Origin of the sequence: Amycolatopsis sp. NPDC101161, assembly GCF_044768185.1 — a bacterium.
Taxonomy (GTDB): Bacteria; Actinomycetota; Actinomycetes; order Mycobacteriales; family Pseudonocardiaceae; genus Amycolatopsis.
The window spans coordinates 825,365-840,151 of sequence record NZ_JBIWPI010000006.1; the positions used below are offsets into that span (position 1 = coordinate 825,365).

Genomic DNA, 14,787 nt, shown 5'->3' on the forward strand with positions numbered 1-14,787 from the left:
TCTGTGGAGTTGTCAAGCTTCGCGTCGCCATTTCAGGCGGCGTGGTGCTGTTGGCGGGCCGCCACCACTTCCTGGCCCGCGGGGGTCAAGACGGCCGGGACCAGCTCGCCCGGCAGGCCCGGCCGGGCCGCGCGGACCAGGCCCTGGTGGGCCAGCGCGTGGGCCGCGAACTGGTCGCCGCACGAGACGCCGTCGATGAACAAGTCCGGCTCGCTGCTGCACGACACCCGGCCGCGGCCCGCCGCCACCGCTCGCAGCATCGCCAGCATCCGGCGGTTCACCAGGGGGTGCACGGCCGGTGTTCCGGTTTGCTCGTTCATCTCGGTCCCTCCCGCTCGTGGTTCGACCTCGTCCTGCTCATGCGTCGAACCAGCTGCCGGGATTTCGACAGAAGTTTCCCTCCATGGTCACCGCCGGCGGTCGAGCCCGGGTCGACTCAGAACGGAGGGTCCACCCCCACGGCCACCGGGACCGGCTCCGGGGTCCACGAACTCGTCGCCTCGCCGCTCGCGGCCCGGCTCATCCTCGTCACCTTCGCCGTCGCGTAGCGCAGGGCCGGGCCGACCTCGTCGACGTCCAGCTCCGTCACCGTGCGCTTCTCGCCCTCCTTCGTGTCGAAGGACCGCTGTCTCAGCCGGCCGTGGACGATCACCCGGGCTCCGCGCCCCAGCGACTCCGCGACGTTCTCCGCGTACTGCCGCCACACGTTGCAGCGCAGGAACATCGCGTCGCCGTCGCGCCAGGTGCCGGATTCGCGGTCGTACGTGCGCGGGGTCGACGCGACCGTGAAGTTCGCGACCGCGGCGCCGGACGGGGTGAACCGCAGCTCGGGGTCGGTCGTCAGGTTGCCGACCACGGTCACCAGCGTTTCGCCTGCCATCGGGCTCCTCCTTCTCCTCCGGGTGCGGGGTGCACCGCTCTTGCCGATGAGGAGAGCACGGGGGTCCGACAGTTCCGGGCCGGGCGACGAGATGCCGGTACCCGTCCGGGCTGGTTTCCTGCCGCCATGCCGACGGCGTTTCAGAAGGAGCTGGGCACGCTCGCCCGGCGGCTGGCCGACCTGTGCGAGCTGGTCGCGATCGCGTTCGAAGAGGCCACGTGTTCGGTCCTGGAAAGTGACCGCACGCTGGGCGGACGGGTGCGGGAGGACGCCGCCGCGGTCGCCGCGCTGGGGGCCGCGTGCGAGGACCAGGCGTGTGCGCTGCTGGCCCTGCACGCGCCGCGGGAGGAGGACGTGCAGGCGGTCGTCGCCGCCGTCTGCAGCGCCGCGGATCTCACTCGGATGGGTGGTCTTGCGCGGGAGGTCGCGGAGCCGCGGTGGCGGGTGCCGGTGGAGGTGCGGCCGGCGCTCGGACGGCTCGGCGGGCACGCGGTGGCCGCCGCGCGGGCGCTTCGAGGCCAACTCGCCGGCGAGGACGGCGCCGGGGTGGCCGATGCGGTCGCGTTCGTCGAGGCCGCGGAGCAGGAGGTTCGCGACGGGGTGGGCGGGATCGGCTGGCCGCATGGGGCGGCCGCCGCGGCCGATGTGGTGTTGTTCGCCGCGGCCTGCGGGCGGTTCGCCGGGACGGCGGGCTCGGTCGCGCGCCGGGTTGCGAGATTTGCGCCGGTTGCCACCTGAAAGCCCGGAGGGACGCGGGGATGGCTGCCGGTCGGTGAAGCGCCCCCAGCGCCGGGGCGTTGCCCGCCCCTCGGCGGGACCAGTTGCCCGCCAAGGGAAACAGCTACGAGTACTCCAGGGTCACTGGCCCTGCTGGGGGAACTGACCCTGCTGCGGGTACTGCTGCTGAGACGGGTGCTGCGGCTGCGGGAACCCCTGCGGCTGCGAAGGGTGCGGCGACTGCGGAAAACCCTGCGGCAACCCCTGCTGCTGCGGGTAACCCGGCTGACCACCCTGCTGCCCCTGCTCCTCCTGCGCCTGCAGGCGGACGGCGTCCTCCTTGGGGATCCGGTTCTCGATCCCGCAGAACGTGCACTGCGCCGAGTACTTCACGCTGATCGGGAACAGCGGGATGAAGAACAGGGTGAACTTCGTGACCGCCTTGCGCACCGCGTGCGAAGCGGGGTTGCCGCACCGGCCGCACAGGAAGGTCGTCATCGCCAGCACGTAGACGCGCGTTCGCCAGCCCCAGATCAGCATCGGTACTTCTTTCTCCCAAGTCTTCGGTTCGCCGGGCAGCGTCGCACACCCGTACGCCGCCGCGTGGCGGTTTCGGGGAACTCGGGGACTAGATTGTGATCATGCCGAGCGACTTCGCCTTGAAGACCATGAACGCCGTGCACCGCGGCCTGATCAAGCTCACCGGGGGGCGCGTCGGCTGGCACGCCGCCATGCCGGTCCTCGAGCTCACCACCACCGGCCGCAAGAGCGGGCAGCCGCGGTCGGTGCTGCTGACCTCGCCGCACCAGGACGGCGACACGCTGGTCGTCGTCGCTTCGCGCGGCGGGGACGACACGCACCCCGCGTGGTTCCTCAACCTGCGCGACAACCCGGACGTCGAGGTGTCGCTCAAGGGCGCGCCGAAGCGGCCGATGCGCGCCCGGGTCGCCGACGCCGGCGAGCGCGCGCAGCTGTGGCCGAAGATCTCCGGCCAGTTCAAGAACTACGCGCAGTACCAGACCAAGACCGAGCGCGAGATCCCGCTCGTCTTCCTCGAACCGCGCTAGTTCCGCGCGGTCAGGTACGCCGGGTCCGGCCCGGGGATCGGCTGGTCCGGCACGCCCGCGAGCAGCTGGCTCATCGCGTGGAAGTACGGCGGCGCGGCGACCGTGCCGCCGAACGCGCCGTGGCCGCAGTTGCCCAGGTGCACCGGTGTGCCCGGGCAGATCTCACGCGGGTGCGGCCCGTCCGCGAAGACCATGGAGGACACCGCGTAGCCGTCGACGCCGCCGACGAACGCCACGGACTCGCTCTGCTGCGTCGTGCCCGTCTTGCCGATGTCGGGACGCGTCCAGCCGGCCGCGTGGGCGGCCTGCGCCGACGTGCCGCTCGTCGTGTCCTTGCTCAGGCCCGCTTCCAAGGTGTTCGCCACGCCGGCCGGGATGACCTGCTCGCACGCCGGCTGCTGGACCGCGACGGCGTTGCCGTTCCGGTCGGTCACCGACAGGATCGGGTTCGGCGGGCACCAGACGCCGCCGCTCATCAGCGTCGCCGACACGTTCGCCATCTCCAGCGGGCTCACCGGGCTGTTGCCCAGGGTGAACGACAGCAGGTTCTGGAAGTACTTCGACTGCGGCTCGCTGTACTGCGGGTTGCTCGACGCCGGGTTCGGCGCGGCCCCGGCGTCGTTGGTCGCGAGGGTGTTCCGCAGCCCCAGCTTGTAGGCCATGTCGAGCACCGCGGGCATCCCGACCTGGCTCTCCAGCCCGACGAACGCGACGTTCGGCGACGTCGCCAGGCCGTCGGCGAGGCTGATCGGGTCCGCGTAGTGACCGTCGTTGTGGACGGTGTAGCACGCCGAACGCGAGTCCGGCACCGGGAAGCACTGGCTGTCCGGGTTGGGCAGCGGCGTCTCCAGGCCCGCCTTGCCGGTGACGAGCGCCGCGGCCGAGGTGAAGATCTTGAACGACGAGCCGGCGCCGAACTCGTTGCTCGCGTCCGCGACGATGTCCGTGGACGTCTCGCCCTGCGCGGGATCGGTGCCGTAGTTGCGGTTCGCGACCATGGCGAGCACCTGGTGGCCCGTCGAACCCGGCTGCACGACGGCGAAGGTGTTCGCCACGCCGTCCTGGGTGGTCGGCACGTTCGCGTCGACGGCGTCCTTCGTCACCTGCGAGACGTGGGGGTCGAGCGTCGTCTTGATCGTGTAGCCGCCGGTCGCCAGCTGGTCCGCGGTGAACCCGGCGTGCACGAGGTAGCTTTCCGCGTAGGCGCAGAAGAACCCGGCGTCCGGCGCCGCGCCCATGCAGGTCGAGGACGGGGTCACCGGCCCGTTCGGCAGCACCCCGAGCGGCGCCGCCTTCGCGGTCGCGGCGTAGGACGCGGGGATGGAGCCGTTGGTGACCATGTCGTCGATCACGAGGTTGCGCCGCTGCAGTGCTTTGTCCGGATGCGTGTACGGGTTGTAAATGCTCGGGTTGTTCACCATTCCGGCGAGCAGCGCACCTTGCGGAACGGTCAGTTTGTCCGCTGTCGTCCCGAAGTAGGCTTTCGCTGCGGCGCCGACGCCGTACACCGTGCCGCTGAATTCCACGACGTTCAGGTAAGCGGCGAGCAGATCGTCCTTGCTCATCGTGTCGTTGAGCTGAACGGCCATTTTCGCTTCGCGCAGCTTGCGCGCGATCGAGTCCTCGCGGTCGACCTGCTGGGCCAGGGGATCGGTGCGGTCGACGACGTTGATGAGGTAGTTCTTGACGTACTGCTGCGGGATCGTCGACGCGCCCTGCAGCGCGCCGCCGGTGCTGTCGTTCACCGCCGCGCGGAGCATCCCCTGCAGGTCGACGCCGCCTTCGGTGTAGAACCGGCGGTCCTCGACCGCGACGATCGCGGCCTTCATCGTCGTCGCGATCCCGGCCGCGGTGACCGGGAGCCGGTACTGCGCGTAGAGCGTCGCGATCGGGGTGCCGTCGCGGTCGGTCACCGTCGTGGTCAGCGGCGGGTCGGCCGCGGCGAGCTGCGCGGAAATGGCGTCCACGGAATCGCTCACCTGATTCGACAGCAAGCCGGCGCCGAGCGCGACGGGCGCCATCGTGCCCGCCACGAGAATTCCGGCGAGAACGCACAATCCGACCAAAGAGAACACGCCAGGACGACCATTCACGGAACCGAGATTAGCCATCCGGGAATGAAGCCTCCGTTCGGTGAGACATGTGCCTCACCGGGCCAACCGGCCGAGCAGGGCCGAAGCGACCGCCACCCCGGCGGCCGTCGCCGCGGCCAGCACGCCGAAGTCGAGCCCGAGGTGGGCGGGCGTGCCGATCAGCAGCCCGCGCAGCGCGTCGACCTGGTAGCTCAGCGGGTTGACGTGGCTGAGCACCTTCAGCCACGACGGCATCAGGTCCACCGGGTACAGCGCGTTCGACCCGAAGAACAACGGCATCGTGATCGCCTGGCCGATACCCATCAGCCGCTCGCGCGACAGCACGATCCCGGCGATCACGATGGACAGGCAGCAGAAGAACGCCGACCCGAGCACGAGCACGACCGCCATCGCGAGCAGCTTGAGCGGGTTCACGGTCAGCCCGACACCCAGGATCGCCGCCAGGATCAGCACCATCAGGGCCTGCACGAGCGCGCGGACCCCGGCGGCGAACGCCTTACCCGCCACGAGCGCGGCGCGCGGGGTCGGCGTCACCAGGAGCTTGGCGAGCACGCCCGCGTCGCGTTCCCAGATGATCTGGATGCCGTAGAAGATCGAGATGAACAGCGCGGACTGCGCGAGGATGCCGGGCGCGAGGTAGTCGAGGTACGGCGTCGAGCCCGTCGGGATCGCCTTCAGCCGCGTGAACGTCTCCCCGAAGATCAGCAGCCACAGCGCGGGCTGGATCGCCCGCGTGAGCAGCTCGGTCTGGTCCCGGCGCAGCTTCTGCAGCTCCACCAGGCACATCGCGCCGACGCGCGCGGCGAGGATGCGCGCTTGGCGCAGCGGGCCGGGGTCAGCCGAGACGGCGGGCGGTGCGGCGAGCGGCACGGACACTGCGGATCCCTCCTTCGTCGGTTTCGAGGCGGTCGCCGGTGACCGCGCGGAACACGTCGTCCAATGTGTACCCCGGGCCGAGGTCGGTCTCCAGCTCGGCGGGGGTGCCCAGCGCCCGGATCCGGCCGGTGTGCATGAGCGCGACGCGGTCGCAGTACTGCTCGGCCTCGTCCATGTAGTGCGTCGTGACGAGCACGGTCATGCCGGTGTCGGTGCGGATCTGCGTGATCCGCTCCCACACGGCGGACCGGGCGACGGGGTCGAGCCCGATCGTCGGCTCGTCGAGGATCAGCAGCCGCGGCGAGCTGACCAGGGCCTGGGCGAGCTCGAGCCGGCGGATCATGCCGCCCGAATAGCCCTTGGCGACGCGGTCGGCGTCGCCGGCCAGCCCGACGAGGTCCAGGGCGCGGCGCACCTCGCCGTCGCGCCGGGCGCGCGGCACGTCGAAGAGCCGCGCGAACAACGCGACGTTCTCGCGGCCGGTCAACGCGCCGTCCGCGGACAGCTGCTGCGGGACGTAGCCGATCAGCCGCCGCACGGCCATCCGGCGGCGCGCGACGTCGACGCCGAACACGGTGATGTGGTCCGGCGCGGTGGGCAGCAGGGTGGTGATCATCCGCAGCGTCGTGGTCTTGCCGGCGCCGTTCGGGCCGAGCAGGCCGAACACCTCGCCGGGCGCGATCTCCAGGTCGACGCCGTCCACCGCGCGGGTCGTCCCGAACGAGTGGCTGAGCCCGGTGCACCGCACCGCGGGTTCGGTCATGGCTGCTCCTTCAGGATGCCCATGAGCTTTTCCAGGGCCGGCAACGCCTGCTCGATCGCCGCGGTGTCCTCTTCGGACAGTCCGGCGAGGGCCTCGGCGACCAGCCCGGAGCGGGCGCGCCGCCAGGTGGCCATCCGCTCGCGCGTCGCGCCGGTGATCTCCAGCCGGGTGGCGCGCCGGTCGGCCGGGTCGGGTTCGCGGCGCAGCAGGCCGGCGTCGACGAGCTGGTTGACCAGCGTGCTGACGGAGTTGGGCGCCAGGTGCAGCTCTCGGGCGGCCGCGGCGACGCCGATACCGGGCCGGTCGGCCACCACGCGCAGGACTTCGACCTGCGCGCCGGGCAGGGGAGAGCCGGGCACGTCGGCGCGCACCCGGCGGCGCACCACGCGGCGGATCCCCTGGACGACGCCCAGGAGCCGGTCGGCGAGTTCGGTCATGCCGCCAAAGTAGCTCTGACTCAGAACTATTAGCAACGCTAAATGTCTGGTTGGCGCGGAAGATCCCGGATCAGCGGCCGGCTTCGGCGAGGGCCAGGTCGAGCAGGCCGGGGAAGCGGGCGTCGAACTCCTCCCGGCGCAACGCGTTGAGCCGCTGCGTGCCGCTGTCCCACTGCTTCAGCAGTCCGGCCCCGCGCAGGATCTTGAAGTGCCGGGACGCGGCGGGTTTGCTGACCGGCGGCATGATCGCGCCGCACGACTGGCCGGGTTCGCGCGCGAGAGTGGCGACCATGGCCAGCCGGTGGGGGTCGCGCAGGGCTTCCAGGGCCTCGGCGAACGTGACGTCCTCGAGGGCCGGGTGCTCCAGGGGGGTCGCGGTGCGGCTGGCCATGGTCCGAGTATCCCTGGTTGCCGAAGGGCTGGCGGGTGTGCCATGGTCGATGTTAGCCATTTGGTTAACATGAGGAGGTTCTGGTGCTTGTCCACCGTCCCGAGTCCGGCCGTCTGGTCCGGCGGGAAGAGCCCGTGCCCGAGCCGCAGCGCGGGGAGGTGCTCGTCCGGGTCCGGGCGACGTCGCTGAACTACCGGGACCTGCTCATCCTCGACGGCGTCCACTTCACCAACGCGCCTGACGCCCTCATCCCGCTCTCCGACGCCGCGGGCGAGGTCGCCGCGGTCGGCGAGGGTGTCACGCGCTTCGCGGCCGGTGACCGGGTGCTCAACGCCTTCCACTCGAACTGGATCGCCGGCCGGCTGCCGGACGCGCTGGTCGGCTACGGCAACGGCCAGGACGGCTGGCTCACCGAATACCGCGCCGTCTCCGAGCACGCGCTCGTCGCGCTGCCGGATTCGCTCACCTTCGAACAGGGCGCGACGCTGCCGTGCGCCGCCGTCACCGCGTGGACGTCGCTCGCCGGGGTGCGGCCGGGCGACGTCGTGCTCACCCTCGGCACCGGCGGGGTGTCGCTGTTCGCCCTGCAGCTGGCCAAGTCCTTCGGCGCGCGGGTGGTCGCGACGACGTCCAGCCCGGAGAAAGCGGCGAAGCTGACGGCGCTCGGCGCGGACACCGTGATCGACTACCGGGCGACCCCCGAGTGGGGCAAGGCGGTCCTCGACGCCACCGGCGGCCGGGGCGCGAACCGGATCGTCGAGGTCGGCGGGCCGGGCACGTTCGCGCAGTCGCTCGTCGCGGCCGGGACGCACCACGCCGACATCGCGCTCGTCGGGTTCGTCGGCGCCGAAGGGCCGCCGGTCGAGTTCATGGACCTGTTCCGCAGCGGCGCGACCGTGCGGAAGATCTGGGTCGGCAGCCGGGAGGACACCGAGGACCTCGTCCGGCAGCTCGCGGTGCGGCCGGTCGAACCGGTGGTCGACAGCGTGTTCGCGTTCGACGACGCACCGGCCGCGGTCGAGCGGTTCCGGAGCCGCGAGAACTTCGGGAAGGTCGTGATCACCTCCGCGTGAGGCGAAAGGGATACCGCTGATCGGCTGAACCTGACCCGGAGTGACCGTTCGGCGGCGAAGTGCTGCCGTTCGCCGCGTAGCCGCGAAGTTCCGGTCCGGAACCGCCGGCGACGGGCGCATGCTGTCCTTTCCGACCCCGCGTCCCCGCGCCTGACGTCCACTGTGGACATTGCCAGCGCGCCCGGCCCGGCGGTTTTTTCGCTACCGGAGACAGGACACATGACTCTGCTGGACAGCAAGCTCGTCCGGTGCTGGACGTCCCGCCCGCACCTGCAGTCCCTCTACACCCTCGCCGCGGCCGCCCCGCGGATGCGCGCCGCGCTCGGCCTCGCGCCCACCGGCGGTGGCACGGTCGGCTTCAAGGTGGACGGGGACGCACTGGCCCGCACCGAAGCGGAGCTGATCGCCGCGACGTCGGCCCGGCTGCCGGTGCACCCGCTGGTGACGCAGGACCTGCACGGCCGCTCGACGGTCCGGTGCTGGCGCCGCAACCGCGACCTGCGCGTGCTGACCGCCGACCTGGTCGACGTCGCCGATCGGCTGGCCCGGGCGGGCTACGGCGGCTGCCTGCGGTCGGCGACGGTCGAGTTCGCCGAGCCGACCGGGCGCCGCGACCGCAAGCTCGCGCTGGTGTACCTGTTCGACCGCGGCACGTTCCACACCGCGGCGGCGTGCGGCGCAGCGCCGCTCGACCGCGCGCTGGAGCTGCGCGCCCGCGACGCGCTGCACGGCGCGCTGCCGTTGGAACCGCACGCCGACCGCCGGTTCGTCGTCTGAAATTCTCGCGTTTGTCGAGGTCACGGGGTTCTGCGAGGATGCTGCTCTCGTTCGAGGAGGAGGAGATCGCAGTGGCTTCCGTGCTCAACCCGTACCTGAGCTTCCGCGCCGAGGCGCGGCAGGCCATGGAGTTCTACAAAGGCGTCTTCGGCGGCACCCTGAAGGTGAACACGTTCGGGGAATTCGGGTCACCCGAAGGGGCGGACGCGGACAAGATCATGCACGCCCAACTGGAGACCGAGAACGGTTACACGCTCATGGCGTCCGACACCCCCGCCGGGATGGAGTACAACCCCGGCACCAACATCACGGTCAGCCTCAGCGGCGACGACGCCGACACGTTGCGCGGCTACTGGGACAAGCTGAGCGAGGGCGGCACCGTGACGGTTCCGTTCGAAAAGCAGATGTGGGGCGACGAATTCGGTGCCTGCGTCGACAAGTTCGGCATCCCGTGGATGGTGAACGTCGTCCAGCCGGCGTGACGGGGCGTTGCAGCCCGCGCCCTCGTCGGTGACGATGAGGTGCCGGCGTGCACCAGCGCCGGGGTGAAGGAGGCCCGATGGCGGGTTCCCCCTGGACGTGCGCGCAGTGCGGCGCGGTCAACGACCCCGCCGCCGGCCGGTGCGGCACCTGCGCGAGCCTGGCACCGGGCCGGGCTCGCGCGCGGGCGCTGTGGGTGCTGCTGACGCTCATGCTCGTCGCCGGCGTCGCGGTGGGCGGGGTCCTGCTGTTCACCGGGCGCTCGAAGCCGGCGCCGGACGCGGCCGGGCCGTTCCCCTCGTACGCCACCCCCGTCCTGCCCACCACCAAGACCGTGGTCACGACCGCGAACGCCTTGACCCCACCGCCGCCGCCGCCGCCGACGACGACCTCCGCGACCCCGGCCGGGAAGCCGTGCCCGGGCGACGCGGCCCGCTACCTCCCGGGCGGCCAGGGCACCGCGCTGCTGGTCGCGCAGACACCGAAGTCGCTGGTCACGATCTGCCAGGTGCCGGACGGCCGCATCTTCTACGACGGCCAGGCCCGCGGGCAGGCGGCTTCGGGCGACACGCACATCATGCTGCCGGCGCAGGCTTCGGGCGACGGTTTCGTCGCGAAGAACGGCGACTACACCTACCAGGTCGGCGGCGGCAGGCTGGTCGTGTCGGCCGGGTCCGGCGTGCTCTCGGACGAGGCGCTGACGACGGTCGGCTGAGCGCTTGCTCAGGATGTGGGAGCACCGCCCGAAGGCCGGTGGTTTTGCGCATGCTGGACGCATGGCTTCTCCGCTGGACAACCCGACGTGGACGTCGCTGAACGGTCCGCACGCCCGCTTCGCCGAACGGCGCGGGCGCGTGCTGCGCTACCCCGAGGACGTCGCTCCCTTCCTCGGCCTGCCCGACGACCCGGGCGAGCAGGACTGGCGCGACGTCGCCGAGCTCGGCGGCCCGGGCGCGGTCGTCGTGCTCGCCGCCACCGCCGCCCGGCCGCCGGAAGGCTGGGAGGTGCTCGACGCGCTGCCCGGGGTCCAGCTGGTCGACGAGGGCGTCGCGGCCGCGCCGGAGCCGGAAGCCGTGCGGCTGGGGCTCGCGGACGTGCCGGAGATGCTCGACCTCGTCGAGCGGACGAAGCCCGGGCCGTTCCGCAAGCGGACCGTCGAGCTCGGCACCTACCTGGGGATCCGGCGCGAGGGCGCGCTGGTCGCGATGGCGGGGGAGCGGCTGCACCCGCCCGGCTACACCGAGATCAGCGCGGTCTGCACCGACCCCGCCTACCGCGGCCAGGGCCTCGCGACGCGGCTCGTGCTCGCCGTGGCGGCGGGCATCCGCGAGCGCGGCGAGACGCCGATGATGCACGCCGCCGCGAGCAACACCTCGGCGATCCGGCTGTACCTCTCGCTCGGGTTCGCCCTGCGGAAGCGGCCGGACTTCGTCGCGGTGCGCGTCCCTGGTTAAGCGCCGGTCGAGGAGCCCGGCCGCACGATCATCAGCACCGTCACCGCCGCCCACAGCAGGTTGAACACGCCGGTGACCATCGCGAGCCGGCCGAGTTTGTCCGAAGTGGACTCCTCCGCCAGGAGCCGCTTCTGCCGCGGCAGCACCAGGAGCGCGAGCACCGCGGCGGCGACGGCGGTCAGCCCGATCGACGTGAGCAGCCACGGGTCGCCCATCACGTGCATCGTGCCGGCGACACCGAACCCGAAGACGGGCACGGCGATGGCGGCGTAGGCGTACACGCGGCAGATCCGGTGCAGCATCGTTGCGACCTTGACGTCGCCCTTCCGGACGGCGGCGGGGAACATGCTGGCCGCGACGGCGACCGGGCCGACGGCGAGCACCGCCGCCAGGACGTGGACCGAGAGCAGGATTTTCGACACGCGCCGAAACTAGTGGTCCGCGGGCGAGCCGAGGAGTGGCTGGAATGCCACAAACCGCCGGGATCCGGCCATCCGTGTCCGGATGTCGAATCCGCCGGCTCCGGTTCGACGAACAGGTGGAGAAAGGGGATCGCGATGACCGCCACGACGTGCACCACCACCCGGGTCCGCAGCCTGCCGGTCCTGCTCGCCACCGAAGACGACGCCGAGGACATGGGCCTGCTGGCGCCGGACGACCGCCTGACCTGCCACGTGCACGGCCGGTGGATCCACCAGTGCGTCGCCTCGCCCGCGCACGTCAGCCCGGTCACCCGGCACCGCTGGTGCCGCGGCTGCCGCACCGAACTGTGCGTCGCCGTCGACGAGCTGTCGCAGCGGGTCGCGATGACCTGCCCGCGCTGCGGTCACGGCGGCAGCGCCGCCACCACCCGGCTGACCGCGGCCTGCCGCGCCAGCCTGGCCGCCGAGCGCGACGCCCGCCGCGCGGCTTAGGAAGACACGGTCTCGAGCCCGAGGTCGTCCAGTCCCGCGTAGACGTCCGGACGGCGGCTGCGCAGCCAGGCCGCGAGCCCGAGCCCACCCGCCACCGCGACGGCCAGCAGCCACGGCAGCAGCGCGATCGCCGGCGCGTCGGACCCGGCGAGGGTGGGGAAGTTGAGGAAGGCCAGCGTCGTCACGGCGATCAGGCCGAGCCCGCCGAGGCCGGGGGCGACCGCGGTGCGCCAGAGCCGGGGGTCGCGTCGCTTGCGGAAGAACGCGACGACGGCGACGCCGGCCAGTGCCTGCAGGGCGATCACGCCGAGCGTCCCGATGCCGGTCATGCTGGCCGTGAGGTCGGCGAGCGGGTCCAGCCCGGCCAGCGCGTACCCCGCCGCGATCAGCGTCGCCACCCCGATCTGCGTCCCGCTGGCGACGTACGGCGCGCCGTTGCCCGCGTTCGTCCGGCCGAGGGCCGCGGGCAGCACCCGGGCCCGGCCGAGCGCGAACAGGTAGCGCGTCGCGGAGTTGTGCAGCGCCAGCAGAGCCGCGAAGAGGCTGACGACCAGCAGCAGCATCATCACGTCGGTGAGGAACGAGCCGAGGTAGGTCCGGCTGATCGAGAAGACGAGGTCCCCGGTGGCCAGGTGGTCCTGCGCGGTCTTCCCCGCTTCGGCGACGCTCGTCGCGCTGACGACCGCCCACGTCGTGAAGGCGGCGAAGGCGCCGATGAGGACGATCGCGGTGTAGGTGGCGCGGGAGATCGTCCGGTGCGGGTCGCGCGCCTCCTCGCTGAACAACCCGGTGGCCTCGAAGCCGACGAAAGCGTTGAAGGCGAACAAGAACGCGATCCCGACCGAGCCGGTGAACACGACGCCGGGAGCGAACGCGTGGACGTCCAGCCCGGTCCGGACGGCGACCGCGACGTCCAGCACGAGCAGGATCGACACCTCCAGGACCAGCGAAACGCCGAGCACCTTCGCGCTGACGTCGACCCCGCGCCGCCCGAGCGCGAACACCGCCGCCGCGGACAGCAGGCTCCACAGCTGCCACGGCGTGTGCCACCCGAAGACCTGCTCGACGACGTTCGCGGTGAAGAACCCGCTCGTCCCGACCGCGCCGGCGACGAAGCAGTTGTAGCCGAGCAGGGCGATCAGCGCGGCGACCAGGCCCATCGGGCGGCCCAGGCCCTTGGTGACGTAGACGTAGAACCCGCCCGCGCCGGTGACGACCTTGCTCATCTGCGCGTAGCCGACACCGAAGAGCACCAGGATCAGGGCGGCGAGCAGGAACGCGCCGGGCATGCCCCCGCCGTTGCCGAGCGCGATGCCCAGCGCGGCGATGACGACGATGCCGGTCAGGGGCGCGACGGCGGCCAGCACGAGGAAGACGACACCCGGCGTGCCCAGCGCGTCCCGGCGCAGTGCGTCGGACATGGGGTTCTCCTCCCGCGTGGTTGTCCGGGCATGGTGCGCCACCGGGGAGGCCGCGGTCTTGGACTCGAGCGCACGGCCGTTGCCTAGCCCGGCACCCACATCGTCACGCGGGTGCCGCGGCCCGGCTGGGAGTCCACCGTGCCGTGGCCGCCGACCTCGGCCAGGCGGGCCACGATCGACTGGGTGATGCCGAAGCCCGGCGGCCGTTCGCGGACGTCGAACCCCCGGCCCTGGTCGCGGGCCACCACCGCGATCCCGCCGTCGCGTTCCTCCACGCGCAGCACGACCTGCTTCGACCCGGAGTGCTTGACGGTGTTGCGCAACGCTTCCCGGACCGCTTCGCACATCGCGGTGCGGCGGTCGTGGGACAGCTTGTGGTCGTCGGCGAAGTCCGCGGCGACGAGCTGGGTGCGCAGGCCGTCGCGCGCCATCTCGGTCGCGACGTCGGCGAGCTCGACGGCGAACCCGCGCGTCGTCCCGGTCGGGATCGGCTCGGTGATCCGGCGGCGGATCTCGGCGGCCTCCGCCTTGGCCACCGACCGCACCTCCGACAGCCGGCTCACGGCGTGCGCGTCGTCGCCCGGCGCCGAGATGGCGAGCGCTTCCAGCGTCTGCAGCACGTGGTCGTGCATGAGCCGCCGGGTCCGGCGGCGCTCGGCCTCGCGCCCGCGCCGGATCCCGATGTCGACCGCGAACCGGGTGCCGGCACCGAGCAGGATGAGGATGCCCGCGGCGATGACGATCGCCACCGCCAGCGCGACCATGCAGCCGATCGAGCGGGTCACGGAGAGCTGGTTGTTCAGCGGCAGGCCACCGGCCAGCGTGAGGAGCGCCCGGAGCGGGGCGGCCGCCACCAGCAGCCACAACGCCGAGGGCAGCCCGGACGTGCCCGCCCACATCGCGACCGCGCCGACCAGCCACGTCCACGACACGTCGACCGCGAACGGCTGCACGGACGCCGGGGCCGTCGCGGCGACGGCGAAGTTGAGCGCCACTCCCACGGCCAGGTCCAGCGCGAGGGCACGGCCGGTTACGCGGGCCCGCAGGCCGCCCGAGCGCAGTACCCAGGCCACCGCGGCGGTGTTGGCCGCGATGGCGAAGACGGTGGCGGCCAGCACCGGCCCGAGCCCGAGCTTGCCGTTGGCCGCGGCGAACCCGATGAACACCTTGACGAACGCCGCGATCCGGTAGGCCAGTGGCACGACGACCCAGTAGCGCGCGGCGCGGGCGAGCGTCGCGTCGCCGACGGCGGCGAGGTCGCTGTTCTCGTCCGGGGGCTCGGCGGGCTCGGGGGGTGTGCCGCTGCGCAACAGCGTGCGAACGAGCGCGCGCGGAGGTGCGGCGGAGCCCGCCTCGGGCATCGGTGGTCCCCATTTCGTCCGGCCGTCCGGGCGGTCTGAGCCTGGCAGCGCGGCGGGGGCGTCGTCAACCGCTTGCGGGGTAG

The 14,787-nt window shown here is 72.3% G+C and carries 19 protein-coding genes; 8 read left to right on the plus strand and 11 right to left on the minus strand.

Annotated features, from left to right (window positions below; all coding sequences use genetic code 11):
- Positions 1-32: 32 nt before the first annotated feature.
- On the minus strand, positions 33-320 hold the full coding sequence (locus ACIRSS_RS42055) for a hypothetical protein (RefSeq protein WP_400905479.1): 288 nt from the start codon (positions 318-320) through the stop codon (positions 33-35).
- A gap of 116 nt (positions 321-436) precedes the next feature.
- A complete protein-coding gene (locus tag ACIRSS_RS42060) occupies positions 437-880 on the minus strand; it encodes a single-stranded DNA-binding protein (protein WP_400905481.1) in 444 nt (147 codons plus the stop codon).
- Between the two features lie 126 nt (positions 881-1,006).
- On the opposite strand from ACIRSS_RS42060, the gene ACIRSS_RS42065 reads away from it, so the two are divergent.
- Positions 1,007-1,618, plus strand: a complete 612-nt coding sequence (locus tag ACIRSS_RS42065) for a PhoU domain-containing protein (RefSeq protein ID WP_400905484.1) — start codon at positions 1,007-1,009, stop codon at positions 1,616-1,618.
- Positions 1,619-1,738: 120 nt separating this feature from the next.
- Here ACIRSS_RS42065 and ACIRSS_RS42070 read toward each other — a convergent pair whose 3' ends face one another.
- Entirely contained in the window at positions 1,739-2,137 is a 399-nt protein-coding gene (locus tag ACIRSS_RS42070; RefSeq protein ID WP_400905487.1) for a zinc-ribbon domain-containing protein, read from the minus strand.
- 101 nt (positions 2,138-2,238) lie between these two features.
- Here ACIRSS_RS42070 and ACIRSS_RS42075 point away from each other — a divergent pair, with 101 nt between their 5' ends.
- The gene (locus ACIRSS_RS42075) at positions 2,239-2,664 is read left to right on the plus strand and encodes a nitroreductase/quinone reductase family protein (RefSeq protein WP_400905489.1); all 426 of its coding nucleotides are present in this window, start codon (positions 2,239-2,241) and stop codon (positions 2,662-2,664) included.
- Here ACIRSS_RS42075 and ACIRSS_RS42080 read toward each other — a convergent pair.
- The 5 genes from ACIRSS_RS42080 to ACIRSS_RS42100 form a co-directional block, all read right to left on the minus strand.
- Entirely contained in the window at positions 2,661-4,775 is a 2,115-nt protein-coding gene (locus tag ACIRSS_RS42080) for a transglycosylase domain-containing protein (protein WP_400905492.1), read from the minus strand. The two genes, ACIRSS_RS42075 and ACIRSS_RS42080, sit on opposite strands and share 4 nt — an antisense overlap.
- A 36-nt stretch (positions 4,776-4,811) precedes the next feature.
- Entirely contained in the window at positions 4,812-5,633 is an 822-nt protein-coding gene (locus ACIRSS_RS42085; RefSeq protein WP_400905494.1) for an ABC transporter permease, read from the minus strand.
- Complete coding sequence (locus tag ACIRSS_RS42090; RefSeq protein ID WP_400905497.1) at positions 5,593-6,396, minus strand: ABC transporter ATP-binding protein; 804 nt, start codon at positions 6,394-6,396, stop codon at positions 5,593-5,595. The genes ACIRSS_RS42085 and ACIRSS_RS42090 overlap by 41 nt, the downstream gene beginning before the upstream one ends.
- The gene (locus ACIRSS_RS42095) at positions 6,393-6,833 is read right to left on the minus strand and encodes a MarR family winged helix-turn-helix transcriptional regulator (RefSeq protein WP_400905500.1); all 441 of its coding nucleotides are present in this window, start codon (positions 6,831-6,833) and stop codon (positions 6,393-6,395) included. The genes ACIRSS_RS42090 and ACIRSS_RS42095 overlap by 4 nt, the downstream gene beginning before the upstream one ends.
- A 70-nt stretch (positions 6,834-6,903) precedes the next feature.
- A complete protein-coding gene (locus ACIRSS_RS42100) occupies positions 6,904-7,224 on the minus strand; it encodes an ArsR/SmtB family transcription factor (protein WP_400905502.1) in 321 nt (106 codons plus the stop codon).
- Between the two features lie 83 nt (positions 7,225-7,307).
- On the opposite strand from ACIRSS_RS42100, the gene ACIRSS_RS42105 reads away from it, so the two are divergent.
- The 5 genes from ACIRSS_RS42105 to ACIRSS_RS42125 all read left to right on the plus strand — a co-directional run bounded on the left by ACIRSS_RS42105 (position 7,308) and on the right by ACIRSS_RS42125 (position 11,008).
- Positions 7,308-8,297, plus strand: a complete 990-nt coding sequence (locus tag ACIRSS_RS42105) for an NAD(P)-dependent alcohol dehydrogenase (protein ID WP_400905505.1) — start codon at positions 7,308-7,310, stop codon at positions 8,295-8,297.
- A gap of 219 nt (positions 8,298-8,516) precedes the next feature.
- Entirely contained in the window at positions 8,517-9,074 is a 558-nt protein-coding gene (locus ACIRSS_RS42110; RefSeq protein WP_400905508.1) for a hypothetical protein, read from the plus strand.
- A 71-nt stretch (positions 9,075-9,145) separates the two neighbouring features.
- Positions 9,146-9,556: a VOC family protein gene (locus ACIRSS_RS42115; protein WP_400905923.1), complete on the plus strand. Its 411-nt coding sequence runs from the start codon at positions 9,146-9,148 to the stop codon at positions 9,554-9,556.
- Positions 9,557-9,633: 77 nt separating this feature from the next.
- Positions 9,634-10,269, plus strand: coding sequence for a hypothetical protein (locus ACIRSS_RS42120; RefSeq protein ID WP_400905511.1), 636 nt, complete (start codon positions 9,634-9,636; stop codon positions 10,267-10,269).
- A 61-nt stretch (positions 10,270-10,330) separates the two neighbouring features.
- Entirely contained in the window at positions 10,331-11,008 is a 678-nt protein-coding gene (locus ACIRSS_RS42125; protein WP_400905513.1) for a GNAT family N-acetyltransferase, read from the plus strand.
- On the opposite strand, the gene ACIRSS_RS42130 is transcribed toward ACIRSS_RS42125, so the two are convergent.
- The gene (locus ACIRSS_RS42130) at positions 11,005-11,430 is read right to left on the minus strand and encodes a DUF2269 family protein (protein WP_400905516.1); all 426 of its coding nucleotides are present in this window, start codon (positions 11,428-11,430) and stop codon (positions 11,005-11,007) included. The genes ACIRSS_RS42125 and ACIRSS_RS42130 overlap by 4 nt on opposite strands.
- Before the next feature lie 135 nt (positions 11,431-11,565).
- Here ACIRSS_RS42130 and ACIRSS_RS42135 point away from each other — a divergent pair, with 135 nt between their 5' ends.
- On the plus strand, positions 11,566-11,922 hold the full coding sequence (locus ACIRSS_RS42135) for a hypothetical protein (protein ID WP_400905518.1): 357 nt from the start codon (positions 11,566-11,568) through the stop codon (positions 11,920-11,922).
- On the opposite strand, the gene ACIRSS_RS42140 is transcribed toward ACIRSS_RS42135, so the two are convergent.
- Positions 11,919-13,343, minus strand: a complete 1,425-nt coding sequence (locus ACIRSS_RS42140; protein WP_400905521.1) for an APC family permease — start codon at positions 13,341-13,343, stop codon at positions 11,919-11,921. The two genes, ACIRSS_RS42135 and ACIRSS_RS42140, sit on opposite strands and share 4 nt — an antisense overlap.
- Before the next feature lie 83 nt (positions 13,344-13,426).
- Positions 13,427-14,704, minus strand: a complete 1,278-nt coding sequence (locus ACIRSS_RS42145) for a sensor histidine kinase (RefSeq protein WP_400905524.1) — start codon at positions 14,702-14,704, stop codon at positions 13,427-13,429.
- Between the last annotated feature and the right edge of the window lie 83 nt (positions 14,705-14,787).

Bases quoted from the DNA above. Each gene is read 5' to 3' on its own strand.
- ACIRSS_RS42140 (WP_400905521.1), bottom strand. From the start codon at position 13,343: ATGTCCGACGCACTGCGCCGGGACGCGCTGGGCACGCCGGGTGTCGTC.
- ACIRSS_RS42120 (WP_400905511.1), top strand. From the start codon at position 9,634: ATGGCGGGTTCCCCCTGGACGTGCGCGCAGTGCGGCGCGGTCAACGAC.
- ACIRSS_RS42135 (WP_400905518.1), top strand. From the start codon at position 11,566: ATGACCGCCACGACGTGCACCACCACCCGGGTCCGCAGCCTGCCGGTC.
- ACIRSS_RS42080 (WP_400905492.1), bottom strand. From the start codon at position 4,775: ATGGCTAATCTCGGTTCCGTGAATGGTCGTCCTGGCGTGTTCTCTTTG.
- ACIRSS_RS42095 (WP_400905500.1), bottom strand. From the start codon at position 6,833: ATGACCGAACTCGCCGACCGGCTCCTGGGCGTCGTCCAGGGGATCCGC.
- ACIRSS_RS42060 (WP_400905481.1), bottom strand. From the start codon at position 880: ATGGCAGGCGAAACGCTGGTGACCGTGGTCGGCAACCTGACGACCGAC.
- ACIRSS_RS42065 (WP_400905484.1), top strand. From the start codon at position 1,007: ATGCCGACGGCGTTTCAGAAGGAGCTGGGCACGCTCGCCCGGCGGCTG.
- ACIRSS_RS42075 (WP_400905489.1), top strand. From the start codon at position 2,239: ATGCCGAGCGACTTCGCCTTGAAGACCATGAACGCCGTGCACCGCGGC.
- ACIRSS_RS42090 (WP_400905497.1), bottom strand. From the start codon at position 6,396: ATGACCGAACCCGCGGTGCGGTGCACCGGGCTCAGCCACTCGTTCGGG.
- ACIRSS_RS42100 (WP_400905502.1), bottom strand. From the start codon at position 7,224: ATGGCCAGCCGCACCGCGACCCCCCTGGAGCACCCGGCCCTCGAGGAC.
- ACIRSS_RS42055 (WP_400905479.1), bottom strand. From the start codon at position 320: ATGAACGAGCAAACCGGAACACCGGCCGTGCACCCCCTGGTGAACCGC.
- ACIRSS_RS42145 (WP_400905524.1), bottom strand. From the start codon at position 14,704: ATGCCCGAGGCGGGCTCCGCCGCACCTCCGCGCGCGCTCGTTCGCACG.
- ACIRSS_RS42110 (WP_400905508.1), top strand. From the start codon at position 8,517: ATGACTCTGCTGGACAGCAAGCTCGTCCGGTGCTGGACGTCCCGCCCG.
- ACIRSS_RS42070 (WP_400905487.1), bottom strand. From the start codon at position 2,137: ATGCTGATCTGGGGCTGGCGAACGCGCGTCTACGTGCTGGCGATGACG.
- ACIRSS_RS42125 (WP_400905513.1), top strand. From the start codon at position 10,331: ATGGCTTCTCCGCTGGACAACCCGACGTGGACGTCGCTGAACGGTCCG.